Origin of the sequence: Sphingomonas sp. Root710 (genome assembly GCF_001429065.1) — a bacterium.
In the GTDB taxonomy this organism is placed as follows: domain Bacteria; phylum Pseudomonadota; class Alphaproteobacteria; order Sphingomonadales; family Sphingomonadaceae; genus Rhizorhabdus.
Genome location: NZ_LMIB01000001.1, coordinates 1553527 through 1578433, shown reverse-complemented (window position 1 = coordinate 1578433; position 24907 = coordinate 1553527). Strand labels below are relative to the sequence as shown.

Sequence of the window (24907 nt, the reverse complement as noted above, 5' to 3'; positions counted from 1 at the left end):
GGAAGCCCGAAGTCGCGACCTTACCCGAGTTTGGGTAGGGGCTGGGTCTATCGAGAACCGGTGTAAGTATCAGTCGCAAAAGCCTGCAAAATAACGTCGTTTGAAAACTCGTCAGTAGCCTTCGTAATGCGGGGGTCACAGGTTCGAGTCCTGTAAGCCCCCTTGAGCATTATAAAAACGCGTTTCCTGCGTGCGGCGCGTTTAGCTGTTCGCCCGGAAGGCCGAAGAGGGCGGGTCCGATTGCGAGGTCCATGTCTGTGACGGGACGACCCATGTCATCCCTTCCAAATGTCGGGATGCTTGAAGCGGCGGCGCTTGATGACATCGGCGGATTTTTGGCCCGAATATTGGCGCCGACGCCTTCGTAAGGAAGGCGCCGGCGGAGCGATGAGCCTCAGGCAGTAGCGTATACGGTGCGAATCTGGGTGTAGAATTCGACCGCCGCAAAACCCTGTTCGCGCGAGCCGAAGCTCGATCGTCCCATCCCGCCAAAGGGGACGTGATAGTCGACTCCGGCGGTTGGAAGATTGACCATCACCATGCCCGCGCGCACCGATCGCTGGAAGTGGCGGCTATGCTTCAGCGACTGGGTGACGATGCCCGCCGACAGCCCGAACTCGCCATGGTTGGCGGTTTCGAGCGCCGCGTCATAATCCTTCACGCGCAGCACGCTCGCGACGGGGCCGAACACTTCGCTGGTGTTGATCTCCATCTCTGCGGTCGTGTCCGCGAGCAATGTCGGGCGGACGAACCACCCCCGCGTCCTGGACTCGACCGGATCACCGCCCGATATGAGGCGAGCGCCATCCGCGATCGCGCGTTCCACGAAGCCGATGTCCTGCGCCTGCTGCGTCTCGCTGACTGCAGGACCGATATGGGTTTCCGGATCGAGCGCATTACCGACGCGCAACGCGTCCATGCGCGACGCCATCGCGGCGAGGAAGCGATCGTGGATGGCGTCGGTGACGATCAGCCGGCTGGAGGCGGTGCAGCGTTGCCCGGTACCGAAGAAGGCGCCGTCGACGGCGATCTGCACCGCCCGGTCGAGATCGGCATCATCAAGGACGACCAGCGGGTTCTTGCCCCCCATTTCGAGCTGGAAGCGCGCCTGACGGGTTGCGGCATCCGCCGCGACGATCCCGCCAACGGTCTGCGATCCGGTGAACGAGACCGCGTCGACGCCGGGGTGGCGCACCAGCGCCCCTCCGATCGAGCCCGGGCCGACGATCAGATTGAAGACGCCCGGCGGCATGCCCGCTTCTTCGTAGATAGCGGCCAGCGTGGCGGCGATGGCGGCGGTATGGCTCGCCGGTTTCATGACGACCGTGTTGCCGAAGGCCAGCGCCGGGGCACTCTTCCATGCCGGAATCGCGATCGGGAAATTCCACGGGGTTATCAGCCCGACCACGCCGAGCGGATCGCGGAAGGTCTGTACGTCGACACCGGCCCGCACCGAGTCCAGCGTCATGCCATGGCGGCGGATCGCCTCCCCCGCGAAATAGCGCAGGATCCGTCCCGCCCGCACGACCTCGCCGATCCCTTCGGCGAGGGTCTTGCCCTCCTCGCGGCTGAGCAGCCGACCGAGATCCTTGGCGCGCGCCAAAACCAGCTCACCGGCCTTGTGGAGGCAATCGGCGCGAAATTCCGGGGTCGCATTCGCCCAGAGCGGTTGCGCTGTGCGCGCCGCGGCGACGGCCTGATCGACGATGCCGACATCGCTTGCGGGTAGGGTGGCGACCAGCTCGCTGGTATCGGAGGGATTGGTCCGCGCTTCGCCCCCAGCCGAACCGAGCCATTCGCCCCCGATAAGATGCCGGACCTGGATCGCCGCTTCGCTCATATGTTCCTCAATCCTGTATATATGTTCACGGGCCCGTCGCTATGGCCGCAGATTATGAATCGCGCTCAGGCGTCCTCGGGTGCCGTCAGCGGATAACCCCGGCTCGCATAATCGAACCCGCCAAGTTCGAGCGCCGACAGCGAGCCGTCCTGGGGGGAGGCATAATAGGCCCTGATCTCCTGGATCAGGCCGCGTTCGGAGAAGATGTACCATTCGTCGCCGCGCAGCATGACGTTGCTGTGCCGCTTGAAATGCGTCCATTCGATCACCGCGCGCCGGGTTTCGGGCTCACAGATCACATGGTCGACCGTCCAGAAGGAGCCCAGCGTCTCCACGGCGGCGCGCCAGCGGCGGGCGATGACGTCCGCCCCCACGAAGGGGCCCTCATACATTCCGGGCGGGAAATAATGGACACCGTCCGGTTCGAAATAGGCGGCGATCCGCGCCTCGTTACCCGAATTGCAGGCATCGAAATAGTCGCGGATCCACCGCTCCATGCCGTCCTTGGTCAATCTTTCCACGCGCTCTGCTCCTGCAGCACTAATTCACTGATAGTGGTTGTATTCATGATAGAGGAATGATAGCCGCCGTCTTCGAGGCTGGCAAGGCGCTCTTGAAAACTTGCCGGACCTCGATCGTGGGGAGGCTCGTGGATGCGGTTGGCAAGCTTTCGGTATCGGGGGCACATCGGTTTCGGCGTGGTCGAAGGCGACGGGATCATCGACATCTCGGCCCGCTTTCCCGGCACGACCCTCCGTGGACTGTTGCCCGAGCCGGACCGCATCCGGGACGCGAGCGCGCATGGCGAACTGTTCCCCGGCGGCGCGATCGAATGGTTGCCGCCGGTCACCGATCCGGGCCGCATCTTCTGTGTCGGACGGAACTTCAAGCGGGCGATGGCGACGCTAGGCCTGGAGCGGCCGGACTACCCGATCCTGTTCACCCGCTTCGCCTCGTCGCATGTCGGACATCGCCAGCCGATCGTGCGCCCGGCGGTGTCGGAACAGTTCGATTATGAAGGTGAGCTGTGCGTTGTCGTGGGCAAGGCCGGGCGACACATCGCCGAAGCCGATGCGTTCGATCACGTCGCCGGATATAGCTGCTACAATGACGGGTCTGTCCGCGACTATCAGCGGCACACGTCGCAGGATACGCCCGGCAAGAATTTCTGGCGATCGGGCGCGGTCGGCCCCTGGATCGTGACACGCGACGAGATCGCCGATCCCGCCGAGCTGTCGCTCAAGACGACCCTGAACGGCGAGACCGTCCAGTCCGACCGGCTCGATGACCTGCTGTTCACTGTGCCGAAGCTGCTCGCCTATCTGTCGCGCATCGCACCGCTCGAGCCCGGCGACCTGATCGCCCTCGGCACCCCGCTCGGTTCCGCGATCAACAGCAATCCGCAACGCTGGTTGCGCCCGGGCGACGAGGTCTCGGTCACCATCGACCGGATTGGCACGCTGACCAACCGGGTCGTGGACGAGGCCGAACTCGTCGCGGCCGCCTGACATCCCAAAAATGTCGATACCGACAAGGAGAAGGCAATGAATGACATGACCGCACCCGCGCTTTCGGAGATCGGCAAGTCCGTGATCGCGAAGGGGTTGAAGACCAATTATCTCGAAATGGGCGAGGGCAAGCCGATCATCCTGATCCACGGCTCGGGACCTGGCGTCAGCGCCTATGCGAACTGGCGTCTCGTGCTGCCGAAGATCGCGAAATATGCGCGCGCCATCGCCGTCGACATTGCGGGCTTCGGCTTCACCGAGCTCGAGCCCGGCGCGCACTACACGCTCGACTATTGGCTCGAGCACCTCACCTCCTTCCTCGACGCGCTGGGGATCGAGCGCGCCTCGTTTCTCGGCAATTCATTCGGCGGCATGCTCGCCACGCACCTCGCGCTGCGCGATCCTGCCCGGGTGGAGCGGATCGCGATGATGGGATCGAACTTGATGTCGTTCGAGATAACCCCCGCGCTCGACAAGCTGTGGGGGCAGCATGAGCTGAGCCGCGAGGTGATGACCGAGCACATGCGCTTCTTCCCCTGGGACAAGAGCATCATCACCGATGACCTGATCACCAGCCGCCTCAACGCCTGCGCGCGCCCCGATTATCAGGCGGCTTTCGCCTCGATGTTCCGGGCGCCTCGCCAGGAGTCGATCGATGCTCTGGCGCTCAGCGAAGAGCAACTGGGCCGGCTCGAATGCGAGGCGCTGCTGATCCATGGCCGCGAAGACGTCGTCGTGCCGCCCGAGGTGAGCATCCGCGCGCATCACGCCATTCCCCGGTCGCAGCTCCACATGTTCGGCCAGACCGGCCATTGGGTGATGATCGAGCAGACCCAGGCTTTCTGCGCCCTGATCGAGGAATTCTTCAGCAAATGAACTTGCCGGGCCGCGGGCATGACATGCTCGCGGCCCCGCAGCATGGGAGCCGTTTATGGACGCAGAACGCCAGGCCATTCTCTGGGAAGAGCGCGGCATCACCAGGACCCTGCTACGCTTCGGGCGCTCGCTCGATACCGGCGATTGGGACTCTTACCTGACCTGTTTCACCGAGCTGGTCAGCCTGAACTTCGAGCGGCTCACGGGCCATGCCGAGGTGCGGATCGAGACGAAGCTGATGTGCCGCTGGGCCGACCTGTTCCTGTCGCCGACGCGGCGGCATCACAGTTACAGTAATTTCGACATCACGCTGGATGGGCAGCGCGCCCATGCCAAGGTTTATTTCACCGCCCGCCATTGGAAGGCGACCGACCATGGCGAAAGCAGCAACACCCAATATGGCTGGTATGATTTCTGGCTGACAAAGGCTGGCGAGGACTGGAAGATCCATCGTATCAAGCACGACTTCCAATGGGTCGACGGCAATGGCGCGCTGTTCGACGTGACCGAGCCCGAACTGGCGCGGATCGCACAGCAGATCTTCACGGACGAGAATAAGCGCGCGGCGGTCGCCGCGCTGGCGGTTTAGCGGCGCCGAGGGGGCGGACGGCCTCTGGCCGTCCGCGATCCTCATAACAACCCTGCTGCCCGCATCTCCGCACCCAGCCGGGCGATTTCCGCCTCGCCCTGGGCCAGCGCCTCGGCGCATACATGTACCGAGTGGCTGCCGAGATGGAGCGGATGGGGCGACCGGTGCGCCGAGCCGATGATGAAGCCCGCGCCGTCGTCCGTGTCGAAGTTCAGCGGCGCGGCGCCGTCCTCGAAGACCAGCAGGTCGCCGGCAGTGGCATGCACGTCGCCATAGCGCAGGCTTCCCGCATATATCGCGAGCCAGCATAGCTCCTGGCCTTCCGGCGGCGTGAAACTCCACCGCTTGCCGGCCGGGAGCGATGCGTCGAGCAGGGTCGCGCCCGGTGCCGACGGGACCGGGCTGGTAAGACCGTCCCAGGCCCCGAGCAGGACCCGGACGCCATCCTTCCGCGGGATGGCCGCATCCGCGAAATGGGTGCTGGCGGGGGGCAGCAGATCGCGTCCGGGCGGCAGCAGCATCCAGAGCTGGAAGCCCTTGAGATTCTTGCTGCCCACCGGGGCGGCCGCGTGCCAGACGCCCTTGCCCGACGCCATCCACTCGACGCCGCCGGGCTTGAGGCCGCCATGGGCGCCGGTGGTCTCTCGATATTCATTCTCGCCGTCGATGATGATGGTCAGCGTGGCGATCCCCGAATGGGGATGCCAGCCGAAGCCGCCGCCGGGCCGGGGCGGGATGTCGGCGAGGTCGAGGAAGACGAAGGGCTTCAATATTTCGCCGAGGTCGCCCGGGCTGACGAGGCGCGTGATCGGCCCCAGCGACGTTCCGCGCGTCCGCAGCCGTACGCCGCGATCTGCTGTGGTCATGGCCTTGCTCCTGTCGCTCAAAGGTTCAGCGCGTCGAAATCAGCGGCGGCATGCCGCTCCAGCAGGGTGGTGCCTTCCGGGCCCGGGCGGTTGACGATCCGCCCGCGTCTGACGGCGTCGCGCGCGGCGATCCGGTCCGCCCAGCGGCGCAGATTGGGATATTCGTGCGCCGACAGGAATTCCGCCGCATTATAGGTACTGGTCAGGATCGCCCCATACCAGGGAAAGATCGCCATATCCGCGATCGTATATTCGTCGCCGACGATGAAGCGCCTGTCCGCCAGATGCGTGTCGAGGACATGGAGCTGGCGCTTGGTCTCCATCGTATAGCGGTCGATCGCATATTCGATCTTGATCGGCGCATAGGCATAGAAATGGCCGAAACCGCCGCCCACGAACGGCGCCGACCCCATCTGCCACATCAGCCAGTTCATCGTTTCCGCCCGTCTATAATGCTCGGTGGGCAGGAAGGCGCCGAACTTCTCCGCGAGGTAGAAGAGGATCGACCCGCTTTCGAACAGATGAGTCGGCGGATCGGTGCTGCGATCCACCAGCGCCGGGATCTTCGAATTGGGGTTGATCGCGACGAAGCCGCTGCCGAACTGATCGCCCTCGCCGATCCGGATCAGCCAGGCATCATATTCGGCGCCCGCATGACCAGCGGCGAGCAGCTCCTCCAAAAGGATCGTTACCTTCGCCCCATTGGGCGTGCCCATCGAATAAAGCTGCAACGGATGCTTGCCGACCGGCAGCACCTTGTCGTGCGTCGCGCCCGAAACCGGCCGGTTCAGGTTGCCGGACTGGGGCTTCCAGGACCAAATCGCCGGAGGGACATAGCCTGGCGGCTGGTTCAGCGAGGCGTCGTTGCCGGGCATCAGGCCGCTCGCGCCACCTTCAGCGCCCGGGTCCACCAGGACAGCTCGTCGAACAGCTCCTTCGCTCCTGCTTCGAGGTGTGGCAGCGGCACTTCGGAGAAGGGCTTGCGCTGGATGAGCAACTGGTTGGCGTCGGCCCCGGCGATGTGCACCCCGAAGCGCATCGGCGCCATTTGCAGTTCGACGCACATCTGCCGCAAATGCTCGACAGCGCGTGCCGCGCCCAGCGAACCATAGCCGAGATAGGCCGCGGGCTTGCGCGCCAGCTGGGGCCCGGTCCAGTCGAGGGCGTTCTTGAGCGCGCCGGTGATCGAGCGATTATATTCCGCTGTGACGAACAGATATCCGTCGAAACCCGCAATCGCTTCCTGCCAGGCGAGCGCAACCGGGTTCGTCACCGGCGCGCGCATCGGCGAGGTTCGGCTGTCGAACAGCGGCAGGTCATAATCACGCAGGTCGACGATCGCGAAATCCATGTCGTCGCGCTGCGCCGCGAGCCCTTCGATCCACGCGGCGGCCGACGGGCCGAAGCGGCCTTCGCGCGTCGTGCTGATGATGATCGCTATGCGGGGCTTCTCCATGATGGTCTCCAGTGATGATGGCTATGCCTGCGCCGGGCGGGGGGCCGTGCCGCGAGCGAGTGATGAGGGGCGCGGAATCGGTTACCAGGCGGTGGTGCCGCCATCGATCGCGAAGTCGGCGCCGGTGACCCAGCGCGCCTCATCCGACGCGAGATAGACGGCGGCGGGCACGACATCGGCGGGGGTGCCCGCGCGGGCCAGCATGATCTTGCCGATCATCGCCTCGGCCCATGCCGGGTCGGACATTTTCCGTTCGGTGGAGGGTGTCAGCACCAGCCCGGGGCTGATCGAATTGACGCGGATGCCATGCGGCCCGCCCTCCATCGCCATATGCTTCGACATCGCGATCACGCCGCCCTTGGCCGCGCTATGGGCGACTGCGGGCAGGACCTTGTAAGCGATCTTGCCCGAGACCGATCCGACATTGATGATCGATCCGCCGCCATGCTCGACCATGGTCGGCCAGACCGCGCGGACCGCGAAGAAGATGATGTCGAGTTCGTTGCGGATCGTGAACGACCAGTCCTCGGCGGACATGTCGGGCAGCCACGCCATCCGCACACCCCCGCCATTATTATAGAGGACGTCGATGCGGCCGCCGTGCGACAGCGCGAAGGCGGCGAGGGCGGCGGCGTTCTCCTGGGTCGAAAGGTCGAGCGGGTGCAGCGACTCCATCCTGCCGCCCTCGGCGCGGACGCGCTCAAGCGTCTGCTGGGCGGCATCGGCGTCGACGTCGCAGCCGATGACCAGCGCACCTTCCCGGGCGAAGACGAGCGCGGCTTCGCTGCCCATTGCGCCGCCGGTCCCGGTGATGATGCACGTCTTTCCGGCCAGCCGACCCGCCATGGTCCATCCTTCCCTTTTTGCGCTCGCGCGCTGCGGGCGGGAGGAGGCGATCCTTCCGGCCTGTCGCGCCTGCGTTCAATCCGGCTTGCATGATGTTCATGTTACAGTGTACTGTCAAGTTAGTGGTTGGAGATGCCGGGCAGGAATTTTGCCCTGGGTCGACCGACCGTGAGAGACATATGCTTCGGGGGCGGGCCCCGGACGCCCCGCCCCGAGGAGAGGCCGATGACCGACGCCGAAAAGTTGCAATGGCTTTATGACCGAGCCAGGATTACCGACGTGGTCAACCGCTTCGCCATCGCGCTCGACAGCCGCGACTGGGCGCTCCACCGCACCTGCTTCGCGGAGACGGTCACCTTCGATTATCCGCTCGCGGGCGGCCACCGGGTGCTCAAGGCGACCGATCTGGCGCGGACCTCGCCCCCCTTCTTTGAATGCTTCGACGCCACCCAGCATATCGCCGCCAACCATCACATCGAGATCGACGGTGACGAGGCGCTATGCGTCTCGACGCTGCACGCGCAGCATTTCCGCGCGGATGCGGAGGGCGGGCCGCTGCAAAAGCAGATCGGCGTCTATCGCAACCGGCTGAAGCGTGAGGGTGACGACTGGAAGATCTTTCACACCCAGCAGGTCGTCGGCTGGATGGAAGGTAATCAGGCGATGTACGAAGCCGCCCTCGCCGAACGTCGCCGGAAGATCGGGCCTGCCGGAGGCGACGCGTGATGATCGCCCGCCCGGCCATGTCATACAACGTCATCCACGCGGGATAAACATATGCAGACTGTGAGCGGGACGCATGACGAGGCTCAGGATCCGGTCGGGCGCGAAGCCTGGACGGTGCTCATCCTTCTGACGATCGCCAATTTCTTCAACGCGCTCGACCGGACGTCGCTGTCGCTGGTGCTCGAACCTATCAAGCACGAATTCGGCGCGTCGGACACCATGATGAGCATTCTTGCGGGCTTCGCCTATGCCGCGACCTATGGCGTCGCGGCGATCCCGCTGGCGGTACTGGCCGATCGGGGCGCGTCGCGGCGGGTGCTCGGCTTCTGCCTCGCGGTGTGGTCTGGCGCCACGCTGATGTGCGGTTTCGCGCAACGCTACACCCAGCTTCTCGTCGCGCGGGCGGCGGTCGGCATGGGCGAGGCGGGCGGCATACCTGCCTCGCTGTCGCTGATCTCCAGCCATTTCCCCAGCAAGCGGCGCCCCTGGGCGATGAGCATCTTCTACAGCGCCAACGGTCTCTCGCTGTGCATCGGGGTGCCGATCTTCAGCATGATCGTCGCGACTTGGGGCTGGCGCGCGGGATTCTACGTGTCGGGCGCCGCCGGTCTCCTGTTCGTGCCTTTCCTGTTCCGTTTCGTCCGGGAACCCCGGGCGCCGGTGGATGCGGGCGCGCAAGCCGACGCACCGCGCGAGAAGGTCATCCCCGCCCTTCGCGCAATGTGCCGCAACAGGCCCTTCGTCTTGGTCCTGCTGTCGCATTTCCTGGTGTTCACCGGCGTGGCGGCGAATACGACCTTCACGGTCGCCTATTTTATCCGCAACTATGGCCTCAGCTATGAGCAGGTGGCCGCACTTAACGGCGTGCCGTTCGGTGTCGCGGGTGTGGTCGGCGGTTTGGCGGGCGGGGCGCTGGTCGCGCGTCTCGTGCGGCGGTCCTCGGACCCCGATTGGATGAACCGGATATCGGCGGCTTCGGCGATTGCTTCCGCACTTTGCCTGGTGGTCGGCTTCTCGGGTCTGTCGCTGCCGATTAGCGCCGCGGGCTGCATCTTCGGCTATTTCTTCATCATGGCACGCTACGGCACCTCCTATGCGGCGGCGCTCGAATATGTGCCGTCGGGCTCCAAGGGCGCGGTCGGGGCGGTGCTGGTGATCATCCAGAGCGTGCTGGCCGGGTCGATCGGGCCGCTGCTCGTCGGGCTGGTCAGCGATCATCTGCGGCCGGTCCATGGCGAGCAACTCGCGCTCCAGATCGCGATGCTCGCAATCTGTCCGACCACGATGATCATCGGCGCGCTGTTCGGATTTCAGCCGCTGCGCGGCCATCGGCCGGAAGACCGGCCGGTCTGATCCGCGCGGGACAGGCCGGTCAGATCCGCAGCAGTTTCCGGGCGTTGCCTGCCAGGATGTCGGCGCGGGTCTCGGGCGACACGTCCAGGCCTTCGATGCTGGCGATCGCGTTGCGCGTGAATATGCCCTCGGCATGATCCATCGGCGCATCGGTCCCGAACAGCAGCCGCTCGGGCCCGAAGAACTCGGCGGCGCGCGCTAGCATCGGCGTGTCCACGCCGAAGGTCGCGGTGTCGCAATAGAAGTTTCGGAGATGATCGAGATATGGTGCCTCGACCACCGCGCCGATATCCAGTCCCATCTTCGCCTGGGTGAGGAACACGGTTTCGATCCGCGTGGTGTAGAGCGGGACGAGCGCGCCGCAATGATGGGCGATGAGCTTCAGCTTCGGGTGCCGGTCGAAGACGCCCGACAACGCGATGCGCAGCATGGCCGAACTGGTGTCGGACAGCCAACCGAAGATCTGCCACTCCTGATATTTGGAGCGCTGCTCGCCCGCATAGTCGGGCCAGAAGGGCGGGCGCGAGGGATGCAGCCACAGTGGAACGTCCAGTTCCTCCGCGCAGGCGAAGATCGGAGCCAGCGACGGCGCGTCCATCGGCACCGCGGTCGGCCCTACCGGCAGCACGCCGCCTACAAAGCCAAGCTCGCGGACCGCGCGACGCAACTCGTCCGCCGCACCATCGGGATTTGCGCTGGGCAGGACGGCGATGCCGAACAACCGTTCGCGATCGACGCCGATGTCTTCGGCGAGGGCGTCGTTGCCGATGACCGATGCCTCCAGGGCGCGGTGCGGGTTGCTTGCGACCGGAGGAACGACCTCGAGCCAGGGGATAGGTGAAAGAACATTGGCATCGACGCCGAGCCGATCCATCAGCGCCAGTCGCGCCTGCGCATCATAGACTTCGGGAAGCGATTTGAAGACGGCGCTGAACGGGCCTGGGCCACCCATCGCCTTTTCCAGATACCGATTGAGGGCGAGCGGCGCGAAATGCGAATAGGCGTCGATCCGGGTATAATTTCGCATGCTTTGTTCCTTATGACAGTATACTGTAACGTGAGTCGCGCCAGGGGTAAAGTGGTTGTCGAGCGGAGAAGCCGTGGGCTAGGACTGCCGGCGCGGGAGAACAGGAGTTGCTGTGGCGGGGAACGATCTATCGACGGGGGACGGCGAAAACCTGCCGGACTACCAGAACGCACTCGGCTTCCTGGTGCGCCAGCTCTATCAGATCGTCCTGGCGCTGTTCCTCGAAGTCTCCTCGGATATCGACGTCACGCCGGTGCAATATGCTGCGCTTCAGGCGATACGCGACAATCCCGATAATGATCAGCGGCTGATCGGCGGGCTGATCGCGGTCGATCGTACCACGATCAACGTGGTCAGCCTGCGCCTCGAGCAGAAGGGGTGGATCGTGCGCCACGTGATCGGCGGACGCCGTCTCCATCTCGAATTGACCCAGGCCGGCCGCCAGGTGCTGATCGACATGGCGAAGGTCATCCCCGCCCATGCCGAAAGGATTCTCGCGCCGCTCGAACCTGCCCAGCGCGACAGCTTCATGGCGATGCTCAAGACGCTGGTCGAACAGAATAACGACCTCAGCCGCGCTCCCCTCCAGGGCCAGGCGGCGGCGCACGCCAAGCGGACGAAAAGCGGCCGGAAGACCAAGGAGAGCTGATCGATTTCCGCGGTCGACGGTCCGGATCGCGTTGTGGAGGATGATGTGCAGAACCCAACCGACGACAAGACATGGGTCGTCGATTTCTTTCGGGATGTCGATGCGATGGATCGAGACCGGATCGGCCCATGGCTTAGTCCGAATTATGAAACCCGGTTGGGCAACCGGCCCGTCGTCCGCGGCAAGGAGGCCGCGCTTGATAATTCCGCACGCTTCTGGGCGACGCTCCGGTCGATGCGGCATCAGATCGAAGAGATCGTGATCGATGGCGACAAGGCGGTTTCGCTCGCGATCGTCACCTATACCCGGCTCGACGGCAGCGCGGTGAGCATGCCGGTCGCAACCTATTTGCGGCGCAGCGGTGAGCGGCAGGTCGACCGCGTCCAGGTCTATATCGATCTTGCCCCGTTGCTGGGGACATGAACCAAAGAGGGAGAACTCCAATCCTCCCCTGCTAGGCTTAGGGACGATTGTGGTTCAGGGCACCGGGCTCTGGCGTGCGACGCGGACGCCCGCCTGATGCTGGCGGACGATGCGGATATAGGAATCGACCAGTTCCTGATTAACCTGGTCCCAGCCGTAACGTTCGCTCGACTTCAGGCCCGCCTCGCCGATCGAGCGGCGCAGTCCGGCGTCCTCGCAATAGGTCTGCAGCGCGTCGGCGAAGGCGTGGGTGCGGCCCGGCTGGATCAGCCGCCCGGTAATGCCGTCATCGATCAGGCTCTCACTGCCGGTCGCGCGCGCGGCGACCACCGGCAGGCACGCCGCCATCGCCTCCAGCGTCACATTGCCGAAGGTTTCGGTGACCGACGGGTTGAACAGCATGTCCATCGACGCAACCGCGCGGCCCAGATCCTCGCCCTTCTGGAAGCCTGCGAAGATCGCGTCGGGCAGACGCTTCTCGAACCAGTCGCGTGCCGGGCCTTCGCCCACCACCAGCACCTTGTGCCTTATCTGGCGGCGCTGCAACTGATCGATCGTGTCGGCGAAGACGTCGAGGCCCTTTTCCATGACGAGCCGCCCGACGAAGCCGATCACGACGTCGTCGGGCGCGATGCCCAGCGATTGCCGCCATGCGTCGCTGCGCCGCTCGGGCTGGAAGATCGTCCGGTCGATGCCGCGCGACCAGATGCCGACGTCATAGCTCATCCGCTGTTCGCGCAGCAGTTGCGCCATCGATTCCGAAGGCGCGAAGATCGCGTCGCAACGGCGATAGAAACGGCGCAGCAGCGCCTCGACTACCGGTTCGAGGAAGGCGAGCCCATAATAGCGGAAATAGGTTTCGAAGCGGGTGTGGACCGATGCAACCACCGGCAGCTTGCGGCGCAGCGCCAGGCTCACCGCGCGATGGCCCAATATCTCCGGGCTGGCGACGTGCAGGATGTTCGGCGCGAAAGCGGTGATGTCGCGCCGCACGCGCCGGGGGATGCCAAGCGGGAAATGATATTCGGCGCGGCCCGGCACGGGCAGCGAAGGAATATGGACCAGATCACCGGTCGGCTGAAAGGCGGGCTGTGCCACCGTCGGAGAATATACGCGCACCGCCGCGCCCTGCTTGAGCAGATAGCCGACCAGTCGGTTCAGGGCCTGGTTCGCTCCGTCGCGGACATAATTATAGTTGCCCGTGAACAGGGCGACGCGAAGCTGAGATGCATCCATCGGCAGGCCTCTAGCCGCTCAGTTCCGAAAAGGCCAATCCGGAACAGCCGGGCGCGCCGGATGTTGTCGGACGGAAGAATGCCGTCATGCCGAACATGTTCCGCAAAGGCCAGAAGATCAGCTGGAAATGGGGTGCGCACAGCGCCCATGGCCATGTCGTCGAGCGCTTCGAGCGGCGCGTCCAGCGCACGATCGAAGGCGCGCGGATCGTCCGTCGGGGTAGCGCCGAAAATCCGGCCTATCTTGTCGAGACCGATGACGGCAAGAAGGCGTTGAAGCGCGGGTCCGAACTGACGGCCGCCTGAACGAAGGAAAGCCGATGGATCAACTGTTTACCAGGATCGCCGCCAGGATGGCCACGGCGGTGGGGCAGCCGCTCGCCTTCATCATCGCGGCGATCGCGATCGCTTTGTGGGGCGCGAGCGGGCCGATCTTCGGATTTTCAGATACCTGGCAACTGATCGTCAACACGACGACGACGATCATCACCTTCCTGATGGTGTTCCTTATCCAGAACGCCCAGAACCGTGACGCGGCGGCGATGCAGGCCAAGCTCGACGAACTGATCCGCGCGATTAAAACGGCGCGGAACGAATATATCGGGATCGAGCATTTGACCGAAAAGGAGCTTGAGAAGATCCGGGCCGCGATCGAGGAGGAATGCGCGCCGGCAGAGAATGGCCGGCCGCATCATACCGACAGCATCGCCCATCTGATCAGGCGGCGCTGACGTCCGCCATCCACGCCTTCAGATCCTCGCCCGCGCGTTCGGCGAACATCGCCTTGCGGTCGGCCTTGCGCTTGCGTCCGCCGCGCGCGCCCTCGACCGGCGGGAACAGGCCGAAATTGACGTTCATCGGCTGATAGGTGGCCGCATCTGCGCCGCCGGTGATATGGCCTAACAACGCGCCCAGCGCGGTGGTCCCGGGCGGCGGCGCGATCGGCTGGCCGAGCAGTTCGGCGGCGGCGAAGCGCCCGGCGAGCAGGCCGATCGCCGCGGATTCGACATAGCCTTCGCAACCGGTGATCTGTCCGGCGAAGCGGATATGCGGGCTGCTCTTCAGCCGCAACGTCGCGTCGAGCAGCTTGGGGCTCTGGATGAAAGTGTTGCGGTGCAGGCCGCCGAGCCGGGCGAACTCGGCATTCTCCAGGCCGGGAATGGTACGGAAGATGCGCGTCTGCTCGCCATGCTTCAGCTTGGTCTGGAAGCCGACGATGTTCCACAGCGTGCCCAGCGCATTGTCCTGGCGTAGCTGCACCACCGCATAGGGCCAGCGGCCGGTGCGCGGATCATCGAGGCCCACGGGTTTCATCGGTCCATAGCGCAACGTGTCGACGCCGCGCTCCGCCATCACCTCGATCGGCATGCAGCCGTCGAAATAGGGCGTGTCCTTTTCCCATTCCTTGAACTCGCCCTTCTCACCGTCGAGCAGTGCCTGATGGAAGGCGAGATACTGCTCCTTGTTCATCGGGCAGTTGATGTAATCCTTGGTTTCGCCCTTGTCCCAGCGCGAGGCCATCCAGGCGACGTCCATGTCGATCGAATGCTTATGGACAATCGGCGCGATCGCATCGAAGAAGGCGAGCGCGTCGGCGCCGGTCGCGTCGCCGATCGATCCCGCGAGCGCCTCGCCGGTCAGCGGGCCGGTCGCGACGATCGTCGGGCCGCTGCCCGGCAGAACATCGATCCGCTCGCGAACCAGTTCGATATTGGGATGGGTTTCGATCGCGCGGGTGACGCCTTCGGCATAGCCCTCGCGGTCGACCGCCAGCGCTGATCCGGCGGGGACGCGGTGCGCGTCGGCGGTCTTCATGATCAGCGAGCCGAGCGTTCGCATCTCGGCATGGAGCAGGCCCACCGCGTTGTTCGGGTCGTCCGACCGGAAGCTGTTCGAACACACCAGCTCCGCAAGGCTGTCGGTCTGATGTGCCGGCGTCGCTTCTATTCCGCGCATCTCGGACAGCCGCACACGGATGCCCGCTTCCGCCAATTGCCACGCGGCCTCCGACCCGGCCAGCCCGCCGCCGATCACATGCACCTGATAATCCATGCCAGCGCTCTAGAGCGCGATCGCCTGCGGAGGAAGGGTTTTGCTTATTGAGGTGCCGTGGCGATGGCGATCGGCGCGACCGTCGCGGACGTGGGCTCCGCGATGGCGGTCGCCTCAGCCTCGACCGGCGCATTGCAATTGTGCCGCGTCAGGAAGCGCGCGCGGATTTCGGTGGCCTGGGCGAAGCTGACGCCCTTTGCGGCGAGCGCGCGGCCGAACTGGGAAATTTCCACCCGCCGCGCCTCATCGCTGGGCAGGAATTGCGGGCAGACGAAGGCTGCATCGAGTTGGCGCAGCGTGGTGGCGAGCCCCGCGCGTGTCTGTGCCGCTGCGACGGCGGGGTTGATGGCGATGATCGCCGCTGTCAGCAGCCCCAGTCGTGTCGCGTGCATGTCCGGTCTCCCTGTCGCCCCCGGCGCAGACAACTATCGGAGGGGATGGGGGTTTCCCGGGAATCGGAGATTAAATCTCGGAGCCTTTCATTTGCACCCGGTCCAGGCCGAGCCACGCCGCCATCAGGTCCAGTTCCTCACCGAGTTGATCGATCGTCTCCGCGGGCGCGCCCTGCTCGAGATGGCGGGACTGGACCAGCAGCTGTCGCGTCTGCCGGTCGGCCTTCAGGTCGACGCGGGCTACCAGCCGGTCGCCGAGCAGGAAGGGCAGGACATAATAGCCGTGCTGGCGCTTTTCGGCGGGCGTGTAGATTTCGATCCGGTAGCGGAAATCGAACAATCTTTCGGCACGCGCCCGTTCCCAGATCAGCGGATCGAAAGGCACCAGCAGGGCGCGGGCCGAGACCTTCCGGGGAAGGCGTGCGTCGCGGTGCAGCCACGCCGGTTTGCGCCAGCCCTTGACCGACGCGGGGAGGAGCACGCCCTCTTCGGCGAGTTCCGTTATCGCCGCCTTGCTGTCGGCGACCCCGGTGCGGAAATAGTCGCGCAGGTCGCCCTCGGTTGCGATGCCGAGCGCCCGCGCGGCGCGCTCGATCAGGGCACGGTGGGCGGTGGCCTTGCCGGGGGTGGGAAGGGCCAGGATGCTTGCCGGGATCACCCGCTCGGTCAGGTCATAGACCCGTTCGAAACTGTTGCGGCGGGTGGCGGTGGTGATGTGGCCTGCCCAGAACAGCCATTCCAGCTTGCGTTTGCTGTCGCCCCATTCCCACCAGCCGCTGCGGCTCTTGCCCTCCTCGAAGTCCGAAGCGGCGAGGGGGCCTTCCCTGCGGATACGGTCGAGCACCGCCTCGACCTCTCCGCGCCGTTCGGTGGCGAACGGACGCAGCCCGGTCCAGCCGCGCTCGCCGCGGTCGGCCTCCGCCATGCGCCAGCGCAGCAGCGGGTGGAGATCGAGCGGCAGCAGCGACGCCTCGTGCGCCCAATATTCGAACATCCGCCGCGCCCGCTTCGGGCCCCAGGCGGCATGATCGAGCAGCGCGCGGTCATAATTCCCCAAGCGGGAGAAGGCGGGGAGATAATGGGCGCGCGACAGGACGTTGACGCTGTCGATCTGGTGCAGTGCGAGCCGCTCGACCGTCCGCTTGAGATGGGCCTGACCGACCGTCCTCGGCCGGGCCGCGCCGAACCCCTGCGCAGCCAGCGCGATCCGGCGCGCTTGCGCGGGCGATAGGCTTTCGGTCAAGACCGGCCCATGCGCGCCGCCGCCCAGGCATAATCCTCGGCGGCCTTGCGGTCGGCGGGATTCTTGAAGGCGCGGTCGGGATCGGGCGCGCTGCCCAGCGCGTGAAGCAATATCCACAATGCGAAACGCCGCCCCGAATCGCCCTCGGTGCCGAAGGCGATCATCGCCCGTTCACGCCCCGCCTCGATTGCGTCCTCGTCGAGCGTGTCGAGATCGTCAGTGCCGAAATAATGGAGAAGCAAGGAGTCCAGATCCATGCCGCCACCGATGGCGGCGCTTCTCCCGGGGTGCAAGCTCGATCTGAGGCTCCGGGGGAGAGCTACGCGCCCTTGAAAAGCTCCAGCACCTGATCGGCGAGGGTCATCGGGTCGAACGGCTTGGTGATAACGCCCAGCGCGCCCTGGGCGATATAGGCCTGGACGTCCTGCGGCCGGGCGCGGGCGGTCACGAAGATGACCGGCAGACCCGCAGTGTCGGGGTCGGCGCGCAACTTGTCGAGCAGTTCCGGGCCGGTCAGCCCCGGCATCATCACGTCGACCATCATCAGGTCGGGCCGCCAGCTGTCATTGTGCAGCATCTCATAGGCGGCGTCGCCCGAGATCGCGGTGCGCACCTCGACGCCGGGACGCAGCCGCAGCGCCATTTCGACGATCATCCGGATGTCGGCCTCGTCGTCGACATAGAAGATGCACAGGGTGTCGCTCATTGCGGGCCTCCATGACGGTCGACGATATCGAGCACGGTCGATGCGAGCTTGGGAAGCGCGCGGCGCGACTTGATGATCACCGCATCGGCAAGCGCGCCCGCCTTCTTGTCGACCTCTTGGGCCGAATACAGGATGACTGGCAAGGGCTGGTCCGATCTCTTCAGTTCGACGAGCAGATCCTCCCCGGATCCGTCGGGCAGGCCGAGGTCGAGCACCACCACGTCGGGGCGCCGCGCGGCCAGGATCGTGCGGGCGGCGGCGAGGCTGGCGGCGCTGAGCAACAATCCGCGCCCGGCCAGCGCAGTCGAAAAAAGCTCGCGCGTATCGTCGTCGTCGTCGACATGGAGGATCACCGCCTTGCGGGCGCCGGCGCGACGTAGCGCGCGCTGGATCAGCTGGATCAAGCGCGGCGGATCGAACGGTTTCTGCAGCCAGCCGGCATAGCTGTTGCTGTCGATTTCGCCGGTCGGCGGGGTGCCCGATATAACGATCACCGGCAGTTGCTGCGTTCCCTTGTCGGCCTTCAGGGCGCGCATCAGGTCCGTTCCATCGGAATCGGCAAGGGTCAGGTCCAGCAGCACGGCTTTATAGGTCTGCGAGCGGGCATGAGCGATGCCGTCGCGCACCGTGGTCACGAGGTCGCTGGCATAGCCATGAGCGGTCAGGATCGACTGGATGGTGAAGCCCGCGTCGCTGTCGTCCTCGCAAATCAGGAGACGCGCCGAACGGTCTCCCTCGACGACCTGGGCGCTGTCGCGCGGCACGCTGAAGGCGAAGCGCGCACCGCCTTCGGCCCGATTTTCGAAGGATATGTCGCCGCCATGGTTGCGGACGATCTCGCGCGATATGGCGAGGCCGAGGCCGGTGCCCGCGATCATCTTGCGGTCGGGCCGGGCGCCCTGGGCGAAGCGGTTGAAGATATGGCGGGCAAAGTCGGGATCGATGCCGGGGCCACGGTCGGTGATCTGGATGATGTGATCGTCGCCCCCGCCGATCAGGTCGAAGGTGATCGCCGATCCCTCGGGTGAGAATTTGATCGCGTTGGACAGGAGGTTGCTCGCCACCTGGATGAGGCGTTCAGCATCCGCGCACGCCATCACCGGTTCGTCGGGCATGGCCATGGCGATCTTGATGCTCCGCCGGTCCGCCAGCCCCTGCATCGCCTGGACGGTTCGCGTCATCACGTCGCGCAGGTCGACCACAGCATAGTCGAACGCCATGCGTCCTTTACGGATCTGGTCGATGTCGAGAATGTCGTTGATCAGGCGGATCAGCCGCTGGCTGTTCGTCTCGGCGATCTCGGCCAGCCGCTGCGCCTGCGCGGGGAGCTCGCCCGCCGCGCCGCTGCGCAACAAGCCCAGCGAGCCGACCACTGATGTCAGCGGCGTGCGAAGCTCATGGCTGACGGTGGAAATGAAATCGTCCTTGAGCCGGTCGACCTCCTTGCGGCTCGCGGCGTCGCGCAGCGCCGCGATGATGTGAAGGCCGTCGGGCAGGCGCATCGTCCCCAGGGTGATGTCGACCGACAGGGTCTCGCCCTGGCTGTCGCGGCCGGATACATCGAGCATTTCCGTCTTGCGCAGTCTGCCCTTGTCGATGCCTATCCGCTCCAGGAACGGGCCTTCGCCGGGCGCGATGTCGATCAGCGTGGAAATGTCGCGGCGAAGCAGGTCATCCGGCTGGAAACCGAACATCTGTTCGGCGGCGGGGTTGATCGTCTCGATGCTGCCGCTCGGGTTGATCACGATGATCGCGTCGGTCGTACCTTCGAAGATTGCGGTCTGGCGCGTCGCGGCCTCCTGATACTCCTGCCCCAGCCGGTTACGGATCCGCATCCCTCTGCCGATCAGCAGCCCGGCGATGGCCGCGGAAAGCGCGGTAATCGCGACATAGGCCCAGATCACCATGCGCGTGCGCTCGCTTCGCGCATTCTGATGGTTCTGGATGGCGTGCAGGTTGGTTCGCCCGCGCTTCTCGATGCGGGCGAAGATGGCGCGGATCTCGTCCATCAGCCCCTTGCCCACGCCAGCGCGCAGGCGTGTCGCGGCGGCGGCCGGGCCCGTACGGTCGTGAAGGTCGATCAGCGCCTGCATTTCGGTGAATTTCGCGTGGATCAGCCTGTCCGCCCGGCGCAGGTCGTCGGCGTCCGGCCCGTCGGCCGGGGTCAGCCGGATGACGTTGGCCCATTGCTCCCGGAAATGGCTGCGCGCTTCGATGTAAGGCGCGAGGAAAGCCTTGTCGCTGCTGATCAGATAGCCGCGCTGGCCCGTCTCCGCATCCTTGAGCAGCGACAACAGCTCCGCCACGGCCAGATTATATTCGACCGATTTGCCGGCTGCGACGCCAGCATTGCGAGCGCTCCTGATCTCGCCGCCCAGAAACAGAGCCATCACCGCCAGCAGGGCGGGCCCGATCAGGGCGAGCAGCGCGACAAACCGCCAGCTCGGACGGATTCGGGGGCTGGGCGGCCGGGCAAGGATCATGAAGGTTCGAGCAGCGGCCGCATCATCAGGATCGCCTGCGTCCGGTTGGTGACCCCCAATTTCCGGAAGATTGCCGAAAGGTGCGCCTTGATCGTGGCTTCGGACACACCGAGGTCGGCTGCGATCTGCTTGTTGAGGTCGCCGCTTGCCAGCGCCAGCAGCACGCGGCGCTGAGCGCCCGACAGGCTATCGAGCTTTTTGCGCAGTTGATCGACCTGCGCGTCGGGGCCGGCGGACGGCGGAAAGACCCGGCCGCCGTTCAGGATTATCTCGATGCCGGCGATCGTCATCTCGAGCGGTTGACGCTTGGACAGGAAGCCTGCCGCGCCGACCGCCTGCGCGGTCGACACCATCTGCGCGGTGTCGTGGGCCGAGATGATCGCGATCGGCGTCCGCCCCAGCAGGTGCTGGAGCTGGAAGAAACCGCCGAAGCCGTTGGCGTCGGGCAGCTCATAGTCGAGCAGCAGCAATCGATAGCGGCCATGCCGCTCGATCAAGGCCTGCGCCTCCGCGATGGTTCCCGCGACGTCCACCACATTGCCAGGATGACGCGCCCTTATGGCGAGCTGAATGCCTTCCTGGATCAGCGGATGGTCGTCCGCGATCAATATCCTCCCAGTAGTCACCCCGATCTACCCCGGCGATCAACATGGCCGAGACTAGGCCCCGGCACTTCCATCCACAAGCGCCCCCTAGCGACCGGTGGAAAAGCAGTTAAACTTTTGCTAATAAACAGTCTTGATCGCGGGAATAGCGATGGAAAACTCCGGGATTCTCCTAGTCGATGACGAGCCGGCCTACCGGGCCATCGTCGCCGCGCTGCTCCCTGCCATCGGGGTCGTCGACATCGCCGGCAATGGCGCAGATGCGGTCGCGGCGGTCCGCGCGCGGCGCTATGACCTTATCCTTGCCGACATAGAGATGCCGGGCCGGGACGGCTATCAGGCCGTTGCCGATCTTCGGGCCGCGGCCGATTGGGCGCGGGAAATCCCCATCATCGCCTTCACGACCCTGGGGCCCACGGCCGGGGAGCAGCATTTCATCGATCGCGGCTTCGATGGCCTGTTGTCGAAGCCCTTCGCCGCGAGCGACCTGATCGCGCTGGCCCGGCGCTGGTTGCCGGTCGAGCTGCCGGTTATCCCGGAAGGCGACCGGGCTTCGCAGCTGGCCGATCTGCTCGGCCGCGAGGCGGCCGACGCGATGATAGATCGGATGCGGATCAATCTCCTCGAAGCGGTCGAGGCGATCGATGCGGGCGGCGACGAGCGGGCGCTGGGGCATCGCCTGGGCGGCCTGGCGGGGACGCTGGGCTTTCCCGCGCTCAGCGCGGCGTGGCTCGCGCTGGAACATGGCGGCATCGCGCTATGGCCTACCGCGCGCGCGATCACCGAGGAAACGATCGTGCGGCTCGCTGTCCGTAACCAGGCAGGCTTTCCGGCCTGACGTAAGACTTTGGTGGCAAAAGCCCCGGCAAACGGCTCTTCCGAAACGCCAGGTTAAATAATCCATGGCCTGACGGCCCCGGCGTTCGAACGGGGGCTGTGATGGAAAAGATCAATCGGAAAGAGCGGGCGAAGATTCGCGCCCTGAAAGAGGCCTTGGCCGGACGCGCGATGAGCGATCTGCCCTGGCGGCCTGAGGCGGATCATCGCCTTGCTCTCTATCGTACGCCCGCAGGCGACCTGATGTGTCTGGCGCGCTGCGGCTCGCTGTCGAGCGAAACTCCCGTCACCATAGCACGCTGCGGCACCGCCCAGGGTTGCAATGGTGTCTGGCAGTGTCTCGCGATCAAACAGATCGGGTCGGCCGTCCAGCGTTGATTCCGTGCCGCTTACGTCGCGAATATACGACCAAAGAATATTCTCTGTGACTTAAGTATAACCGATCACAAATAATATAACCCGCTATTAAATACAATATTTACGCTCCTGAGCGATCAGCAAGACGCGTTTTTAATACGGGTATTTCCTAATTTACGAGGGTTTTTGTTTTGCGTTCTCGCGTGAAATTCAATCGTCTGACCTGTGCTTGTCGCACCGGGGTCTGCGCGGCGGGGGCGGCTACTGCTGCGGCGATCGCTGCGGGGGCCGCGACCGCCGCGATGACCCCGGCGGGTACGACGATCAGCAATGTCGCGCGCATCGAATATAGCCTCGGTGCCGGGGCAGTGTTGCGATCGTCGAACCGGGTCGACATCCGGGTGGGGGAGATCATCGATTTTTCGGTGACGCCCGCGCCGGCCTGCGGGCGCGCGACGGCGGCCGGCGTGGTCGCGGTCGGCTTTCGCATAACCAATCTCGGCAACGGACCGGAGGCTTTCATGCCCGGTTCGCCCATCGTGACCGGCGGCAGCAATTTCGTGGCCAGCGGCGTCGTGGCCGACAGCAACGGCAATGGCTGCTACGACCCCGGCGTCGATCAGCCCATTCCGTTCGGCGGCAAGACGCCGCCGCTCGCCCCCGGCCAGTCGTTCATCGTCTTCGTGATCGGCACGGGCGGCAACGGCCTGGGCCAGGTCATCCTCCCCGTCACGTCGGAGACCGGGGCCGGCGCGCGGGGTACGGCGGTGCCCGGCGGCGGGCAGGATGGCGGTGACGCGGTGATTGGCGACAGCGGGGGCGTCGTCGAGAACCCCGCGCCGGTTCCCGGCGGACTGGCCGCGAGTCTGGTCAAGTCGCAGAGCGTCCGCGCGCCGGACGGCAGCGCCGAGCCGCGGCGCGGCGCAGTCATTACCTATCGGATCGAAGGCAGTTTCGCGGGAACCGGCGTGGCGAGCGATGTCGCGATTGCCGACGCCATTCCGGCGGGCACCACCTATGTCCCGGCCAGCCTCACCCTCGACGGCGCCGCGCTGAGCGACGCGGCCGATGACGATCGCGGTCAATATGACGCTGCCGGCGTTGCGGTACGCCTCGGCGATGTCGCCGCTCCCGCCCTGCGCGCGATCACTTTCCAGGTTCGGATCAATTGAAACGGAGCATGTCCATGAAATGCAAGTCTGCCTTGCTGGCCGCGATCGCCATGACGCTGAGCGTCCCGGCCTTCGCGGGCGGCATTTCGCTCGAAACCAGAGTGCTCAAGGCCGAGACCGTCCGTCTCCCGGGCGGCGGCACAGCCGAGAAGATGGTGCCCGCGGCCCGGGCCGTTCCGGGTGATCCGATGGTCTATGTCCTCGCCTATCGCAACGATACGGCGCAGCCTGCGGCCGACGTGGTGCTCGACAGCCCGGTACCCGCTACGATGGTTTACCGCGGCGCGGGTGCAGGCATCGAACCCCAGCTTTCCATCGATGGCCACACCTTCGCGCGCCTCGCCGATCTTGTCGTCACCGGTCCCGGCGGCGTCCGGAGGCCCGCGCGGCTCTCCGACGTCACCCATGTCCGCTGGCACATCACCAACCCAATCGCGGCGGGGGCCGCGGGCGAGGTTTCCTTTCACGCAGCGCTTCGCTGATCGGGCTGAAAACAGGAGTAGTTATGAAGTTGCGTAAGCTTTCCAAGGGGATGGCCTTCTCGGGGACGGCGGTGTCGCTGGTCCTCTCGGGGGCTGTCCATGCCGCGGCGGGGACGACCGCAGGCACGACGGTGTCGAACACCGCCAGTGTCGCCTACACGATCGGCGGCGCCGCGCAGACGCCCGTCTCGTCGAACGCCGCGACCTTCCTCGTCGACCGCAAGGTCAACGTCACGGTGGCGCAGGTCGGCGGTACGGCGACGGTCGTGAGCTTCGGCGAGACCGACCGGGTCATCGCGTTCACCGTCACCAACAACACCAACGCGACCCAGGATTTCAAGCTGGTCGGCGTGCAGCAATTGTCGCTGGTGGCGACCCTGCTCGGCCATAGCGACAATTATGCGGTCGATAACTTCCGCGTGTTCGTCGATGCGAACGGCAATAATGTCTATGACGCCGGCACCGATACCGCGACCTATATTGACGAGCTTGCGCCCGATCAGAGCAAGACGGTCTTCATCGTCGCCGATATTCCCAGCACCGGGCCCAGCGATGCGGTGGCGGGCGTCGTCCTCACTGCGATCACGGCGGCTGGTGGCACCGGCGGGTCGCTCGGCGCGGACCTCATCGCCACCACGCTCGGCGACACCGCCAATGCGATCGACAACGTCTTCGCCGATGCGGCGGGCGCGGCCGATCTGGTCCGTGACGGCAAATCTTCGGCGCTCGGCGAATATGATATCGGTTCGACCGCGATCGACGTGACCAAGATAGCCACGACGATCAGCGATCCGATCAACGGCTCGCTGCTGCCCAAGGCAATCCCCGGCGCCGTCGTCGAATATTGTATCCAGATCAAGAACACCGGATCGGGGTCCGCGACCGATGTCGCCGTAACCGATAATATCCCCGCCAACGCGACCTACGTGGCGGGCAGCCTGTTCGTGAACGGCACCACCCTGCTCGGGGTGTGCAGCAATGACGGCAATAACGAGGACGACGACGCGACCGGAGCGGATGACAGCGATACCATCACCGGTTCGTTCGACGGTACCAAGATTGCCTCGAAAATCTCGACCCTGGCGGCTGGAGCGACGCGGACGACGCGTTTCCGGGTGACTCTGAACTGATCTAGTTCTTGTTCGAGATCGACGCCTTTCCCCCGTCCGTGCGGCCGGGGACCG

At 65.3% G+C, this 24907-nt stretch carries 29 protein-coding genes; 14 read left to right on the top strand and 15 right to left on the bottom strand.

Annotated elements, in window-relative coordinates:
* Positions 1-394: 394 nt before the first annotated feature.
* Both ASE00_RS07385 and ASE00_RS07380 read right to left on the bottom strand, forming a co-directional pair.
* The gene (locus ASE00_RS07385) at positions 395-1840 is read right to left on the bottom strand and encodes an aldehyde dehydrogenase family protein (protein ID WP_056378626.1); all 1446 of its coding nucleotides are present in this window, start codon (positions 1838-1840) and stop codon (positions 395-397) included.
* A gap of 65 nt (positions 1841-1905) precedes the next feature.
* Complete coding sequence (locus ASE00_RS07380; RefSeq protein ID WP_200957883.1) at positions 1906-2361, bottom strand: nuclear transport factor 2 family protein; 456 nt, start codon at positions 2359-2361, stop codon at positions 1906-1908.
* Between the two features lie 132 nt (positions 2362-2493).
* Between ASE00_RS07380 and ASE00_RS07375 the strand changes: the two genes are divergently transcribed.
* From ASE00_RS07375 to ASE00_RS07365, 3 genes are read left to right on the top strand one after another with little or no spacing between them, the layout of a single operon-like run.
* Complete coding sequence (locus tag ASE00_RS07375; RefSeq protein WP_056378622.1) at positions 2494-3348, top strand: fumarylacetoacetate hydrolase family protein; 855 nt, start codon at positions 2494-2496, stop codon at positions 3346-3348.
* 36 nt (positions 3349-3384) lie between these two features.
* The gene (locus ASE00_RS07370) at positions 3385-4224 is read left to right on the top strand and encodes an alpha/beta fold hydrolase (RefSeq protein ID WP_056378620.1); all 840 of its coding nucleotides are present in this window, start codon (positions 3385-3387) and stop codon (positions 4222-4224) included.
* A gap of 55 nt (positions 4225-4279) precedes the next feature.
* The gene (locus tag ASE00_RS07365) at positions 4280-4813 is read left to right on the top strand and encodes a nuclear transport factor 2 family protein (protein ID WP_056378619.1); all 534 of its coding nucleotides are present in this window, start codon (positions 4280-4282) and stop codon (positions 4811-4813) included.
* 41 nt (positions 4814-4854) lie between these two features.
* On the opposite strand, the gene ASE00_RS07360 is transcribed toward ASE00_RS07365, so the two are convergent.
* The 4 genes from ASE00_RS07360 to ASE00_RS07345 all read right to left on the bottom strand — a co-directional run bounded on the left by ASE00_RS07360 (position 4855) and on the right by ASE00_RS07345 (position 7981).
* A complete protein-coding gene (locus tag ASE00_RS07360) occupies positions 4855-5679 on the bottom strand; it encodes a pirin family protein (protein ID WP_056378617.1) in 825 nt (274 codons plus the stop codon).
* Positions 5680-5696: 17 nt separating this feature from the next.
* Positions 5697-6554 (bottom strand): glutathione-dependent disulfide-bond oxidoreductase, encoded by an 858-nt coding sequence (gene yghU, locus ASE00_RS07355; protein ID WP_056378615.1) that lies wholly within the window; start codon positions 6552-6554, stop codon positions 5697-5699.
* Entirely contained in the window at positions 6554-7135 is a 582-nt protein-coding gene (locus tag ASE00_RS07350) for an NADPH-dependent FMN reductase (protein ID WP_156405307.1), read from the bottom strand. Before ASE00_RS07350 ends, yghU begins: the two co-directional genes overlap by 1 nt.
* An 81-nt stretch (positions 7136-7216) precedes the next feature.
* Positions 7217-7981 carry an SDR family NAD(P)-dependent oxidoreductase gene (locus tag ASE00_RS07345; protein WP_056378611.1) on the bottom strand — a complete coding sequence of 255 codons (765 nt, stop codon included), beginning with the start codon at positions 7979-7981 and terminating at the stop codon, positions 7217-7219.
* Positions 7982-8206: 225 nt separating this feature from the next.
* Here ASE00_RS07345 and ASE00_RS07340 point away from each other — a divergent pair, with 225 nt between their 5' ends.
* Positions 8207-8707, top strand: coding sequence for a nuclear transport factor 2 family protein (locus ASE00_RS07340; RefSeq protein WP_162256420.1), 501 nt, complete (start codon positions 8207-8209; stop codon positions 8705-8707).
* Positions 8708-8758: 51 nt separating this feature from the next.
* Complete coding sequence (locus ASE00_RS07335) at positions 8759-10060, top strand: MFS transporter (protein ID WP_056378608.1); 1302 nt, start codon at positions 8759-8761, stop codon at positions 10058-10060.
* A gap of 19 nt (positions 10061-10079) precedes the next feature.
* On the opposite strand, the gene ASE00_RS07330 is transcribed toward ASE00_RS07335, so the two are convergent.
* Positions 10080-11087 carry an amidohydrolase family protein gene (locus tag ASE00_RS07330; RefSeq protein WP_056378606.1) on the bottom strand — a complete coding sequence of 336 codons (1008 nt, stop codon included), beginning with the start codon at positions 11085-11087 and terminating at the stop codon, positions 10080-10082.
* A gap of 112 nt (positions 11088-11199) precedes the next feature.
* Here ASE00_RS07330 and ASE00_RS07325 point away from each other — a divergent pair, with 112 nt between their 5' ends.
* On the top strand, positions 11200-11736 hold the full coding sequence (locus ASE00_RS07325; RefSeq protein WP_056378604.1) for a MarR family winged helix-turn-helix transcriptional regulator: 537 nt from the start codon (positions 11200-11202) through the stop codon (positions 11734-11736).
* A 45-nt stretch (positions 11737-11781) separates the two neighbouring features.
* On the top strand, positions 11782-12159 hold the full coding sequence (locus tag ASE00_RS07320; protein ID WP_156405306.1) for a nuclear transport factor 2 family protein: 378 nt from the start codon (positions 11782-11784) through the stop codon (positions 12157-12159).
* 54 nt (positions 12160-12213) lie between these two features.
* Here ASE00_RS07320 and ASE00_RS07315 read toward each other — a convergent pair whose 3' ends face one another.
* Positions 12214-13395 (bottom strand): glycosyltransferase family 4 protein, encoded by a 1182-nt coding sequence (locus ASE00_RS07315; protein ID WP_056378600.1) that lies wholly within the window; start codon positions 13393-13395, stop codon positions 12214-12216.
* Between the two features lie 86 nt (positions 13396-13481).
* Here ASE00_RS07315 and ASE00_RS07310 point away from each other — a divergent pair, with 86 nt between their 5' ends.
* Together ASE00_RS07310 and ASE00_RS07305 are read left to right on the top strand one after the other, a co-directional pair.
* Positions 13482-13700 carry a DUF2945 domain-containing protein gene (locus ASE00_RS07310; RefSeq protein WP_056378598.1) on the top strand — a complete coding sequence of 73 codons (219 nt, stop codon included), beginning with the start codon at positions 13482-13484 and terminating at the stop codon, positions 13698-13700.
* Between the two features lie 14 nt (positions 13701-13714).
* Complete coding sequence (locus tag ASE00_RS07305) at positions 13715-14125, top strand: low affinity iron permease family protein (protein ID WP_056378596.1); 411 nt, start codon at positions 13715-13717, stop codon at positions 14123-14125.
* Here the strand turns inward: ASE00_RS07305 and trmFO are convergent.
* The 7 genes from trmFO to ASE00_RS07270 form a co-directional block, all read right to left on the bottom strand.
* On the bottom strand, positions 14112-15446 hold the full coding sequence (gene trmFO / locus ASE00_RS07300; RefSeq protein ID WP_056378594.1) for a methylenetetrahydrofolate--tRNA-(uracil(54)-C(5))-methyltransferase (FADH(2)-oxidizing) TrmFO: 1335 nt from the start codon (positions 15444-15446) through the stop codon (positions 14112-14114). The genes ASE00_RS07305 and trmFO overlap by 14 nt on opposite strands.
* Positions 15447-15490: 44 nt before the next feature.
* Positions 15491-15838: a hypothetical protein gene (locus tag ASE00_RS07295; protein ID WP_056378592.1), complete on the bottom strand. Its 348-nt coding sequence runs from the start codon at positions 15836-15838 to the stop codon at positions 15491-15493.
* A 70-nt stretch (positions 15839-15908) separates the two neighbouring features.
* Positions 15909-17081, bottom strand: coding sequence for a winged helix-turn-helix domain-containing protein (locus ASE00_RS07290; RefSeq protein WP_056378590.1), 1173 nt, complete (start codon positions 17079-17081; stop codon positions 15909-15911).
* Positions 17078-17338 (bottom strand): hypothetical protein, encoded by a 261-nt coding sequence (locus tag ASE00_RS23845; protein ID WP_056378588.1) that lies wholly within the window; start codon positions 17336-17338, stop codon positions 17078-17080. The genes ASE00_RS07290 and ASE00_RS23845 overlap by 4 nt, the downstream gene beginning before the upstream one ends.
* A gap of 62 nt (positions 17339-17400) precedes the next feature.
* Positions 17401-17787: a response regulator gene (locus ASE00_RS07280; protein WP_056378586.1), complete on the bottom strand. Its 387-nt coding sequence runs from the start codon at positions 17785-17787 to the stop codon at positions 17401-17403.
* Positions 17784-20270, bottom strand: a complete 2487-nt coding sequence (locus ASE00_RS07275; protein ID WP_056378584.1) for a CHASE3 domain-containing protein — start codon at positions 20268-20270, stop codon at positions 17784-17786. Before ASE00_RS07275 ends, ASE00_RS07280 begins: the two co-directional genes overlap by 4 nt.
* The gene (locus ASE00_RS07270; RefSeq protein WP_235538561.1) at positions 20267-20878 is read right to left on the bottom strand and encodes a LuxR C-terminal-related transcriptional regulator; all 612 of its coding nucleotides are present in this window, start codon (positions 20876-20878) and stop codon (positions 20267-20269) included. The genes ASE00_RS07275 and ASE00_RS07270 overlap by 4 nt, the downstream gene beginning before the upstream one ends.
* A 148-nt stretch (positions 20879-21026) precedes the next feature.
* Here ASE00_RS07270 and ASE00_RS07265 point away from each other — a divergent pair, with 148 nt between their 5' ends.
* From ASE00_RS07265 to ASE00_RS07245, 5 genes are all read left to right on the top strand, one after another.
* On the top strand, positions 21027-21713 hold the full coding sequence (locus ASE00_RS07265; RefSeq protein WP_056378580.1) for a response regulator: 687 nt from the start codon (positions 21027-21029) through the stop codon (positions 21711-21713).
* A 101-nt stretch (positions 21714-21814) separates the two neighbouring features.
* The gene (locus tag ASE00_RS07260; RefSeq protein WP_056378578.1) at positions 21815-22090 is read left to right on the top strand and encodes a hypothetical protein; all 276 of its coding nucleotides are present in this window, start codon (positions 21815-21817) and stop codon (positions 22088-22090) included.
* A 182-nt stretch (positions 22091-22272) separates the two neighbouring features.
* The gene (locus tag ASE00_RS07255; protein ID WP_156405305.1) at positions 22273-23241 is read left to right on the top strand and encodes a hypothetical protein; all 969 of its coding nucleotides are present in this window, start codon (positions 22273-22275) and stop codon (positions 23239-23241) included.
* Between the two features lie 14 nt (positions 23242-23255).
* Positions 23256-23723, top strand: coding sequence for a hypothetical protein (locus tag ASE00_RS07250; RefSeq protein ID WP_156405304.1), 468 nt, complete (start codon positions 23256-23258; stop codon positions 23721-23723).
* Positions 23724-23746: 23 nt separating this feature from the next.
* On the top strand, positions 23747-24853 hold the full coding sequence (locus tag ASE00_RS07245; RefSeq protein ID WP_082594501.1) for a DUF11 domain-containing protein: 1107 nt from the start codon (positions 23747-23749) through the stop codon (positions 24851-24853).
* Positions 24854-24907 lie beyond the last annotated feature (54 nt).

Bases quoted from the DNA above. Each gene is read 5' to 3' on its own strand.
- ASE00_RS07385 (WP_056378626.1), bottom strand. From the start codon at position 1,840: ATGAGCGAAGCGGCGATCCAGGTCCGGCATCTTATCGGGGGCGAATGG.
- ASE00_RS07375 (WP_056378622.1), top strand. From the start codon at position 2,494: ATGCGGTTGGCAAGCTTTCGGTATCGGGGGCACATCGGTTTCGGCGTG.
- ASE00_RS07370 (WP_056378620.1), top strand. From the start codon at position 3,385: ATGAATGACATGACCGCACCCGCGCTTTCGGAGATCGGCAAGTCCGTG.
- ASE00_RS07365 (WP_056378619.1), top strand. From the start codon at position 4,280: ATGGACGCAGAACGCCAGGCCATTCTCTGGGAAGAGCGCGGCATCACC.
- ASE00_RS07360 (WP_056378617.1), bottom strand. From the start codon at position 5,679: ATGACCACAGCAGATCGCGGCGTACGGCTGCGGACGCGCGGAACGTCG.
- yghU (WP_056378615.1), bottom strand. From the start codon at position 6,554: ATGCCCGGCAACGACGCCTCGCTGAACCAGCCGCCAGGCTATGTCCCT.
- ASE00_RS07350 (WP_156405307.1), bottom strand. From the start codon at position 7,135: ATGGAGAAGCCCCGCATAGCGATCATCATCAGCACGACGCGCGAAGGC.
- ASE00_RS07345 (WP_056378611.1), bottom strand. From the start codon at position 7,981: ATGGCGGGTCGGCTGGCCGGAAAGACGTGCATCATCACCGGGACCGGC.
- ASE00_RS07340 (WP_162256420.1), top strand. From the start codon at position 8,207: ATGACCGACGCCGAAAAGTTGCAATGGCTTTATGACCGAGCCAGGATT.
- ASE00_RS07335 (WP_056378608.1), top strand. From the start codon at position 8,759: ATGCAGACTGTGAGCGGGACGCATGACGAGGCTCAGGATCCGGTCGGG.
- ASE00_RS07330 (WP_056378606.1), bottom strand. From the start codon at position 11,087: ATGCGAAATTATACCCGGATCGACGCCTATTCGCATTTCGCGCCGCTC.
- ASE00_RS07315 (WP_056378600.1), bottom strand. From the start codon at position 13,395: ATGGATGCATCTCAGCTTCGCGTCGCCCTGTTCACGGGCAACTATAAT.
- ASE00_RS07310 (WP_056378598.1), top strand. From the start codon at position 13,482: ATGCCGAACATGTTCCGCAAAGGCCAGAAGATCAGCTGGAAATGGGGT.
- ASE00_RS07305 (WP_056378596.1), top strand. From the start codon at position 13,715: ATGGATCAACTGTTTACCAGGATCGCCGCCAGGATGGCCACGGCGGTG.
- trmFO (WP_056378594.1), bottom strand. From the start codon at position 15,446: ATGGATTATCAGGTGCATGTGATCGGCGGCGGGCTGGCCGGGTCGGAG.
- ASE00_RS07295 (WP_056378592.1), bottom strand. From the start codon at position 15,838: ATGCACGCGACACGACTGGGGCTGCTGACAGCGGCGATCATCGCCATC.
- ASE00_RS23845 (WP_056378588.1), bottom strand. From the start codon at position 17,338: ATGGATCTGGACTCCTTGCTTCTCCATTATTTCGGCACTGACGATCTC.
- ASE00_RS07280 (WP_056378586.1), bottom strand. From the start codon at position 17,787: ATGAGCGACACCCTGTGCATCTTCTATGTCGACGACGAGGCCGACATC.
- ASE00_RS07275 (WP_056378584.1), bottom strand. From the start codon at position 20,270: ATGATCCTTGCCCGGCCGCCCAGCCCCCGAATCCGTCCGAGCTGGCGG.
- ASE00_RS07265 (WP_056378580.1), top strand. From the start codon at position 21,027: ATGGAAAACTCCGGGATTCTCCTAGTCGATGACGAGCCGGCCTACCGG.
- ASE00_RS07260 (WP_056378578.1), top strand. From the start codon at position 21,815: ATGGAAAAGATCAATCGGAAAGAGCGGGCGAAGATTCGCGCCCTGAAA.
- ASE00_RS07250 (WP_156405304.1), top strand. From the start codon at position 23,256: ATGAAATGCAAGTCTGCCTTGCTGGCCGCGATCGCCATGACGCTGAGC.
- ASE00_RS07245 (WP_082594501.1), top strand. From the start codon at position 23,747: ATGAAGTTGCGTAAGCTTTCCAAGGGGATGGCCTTCTCGGGGACGGCG.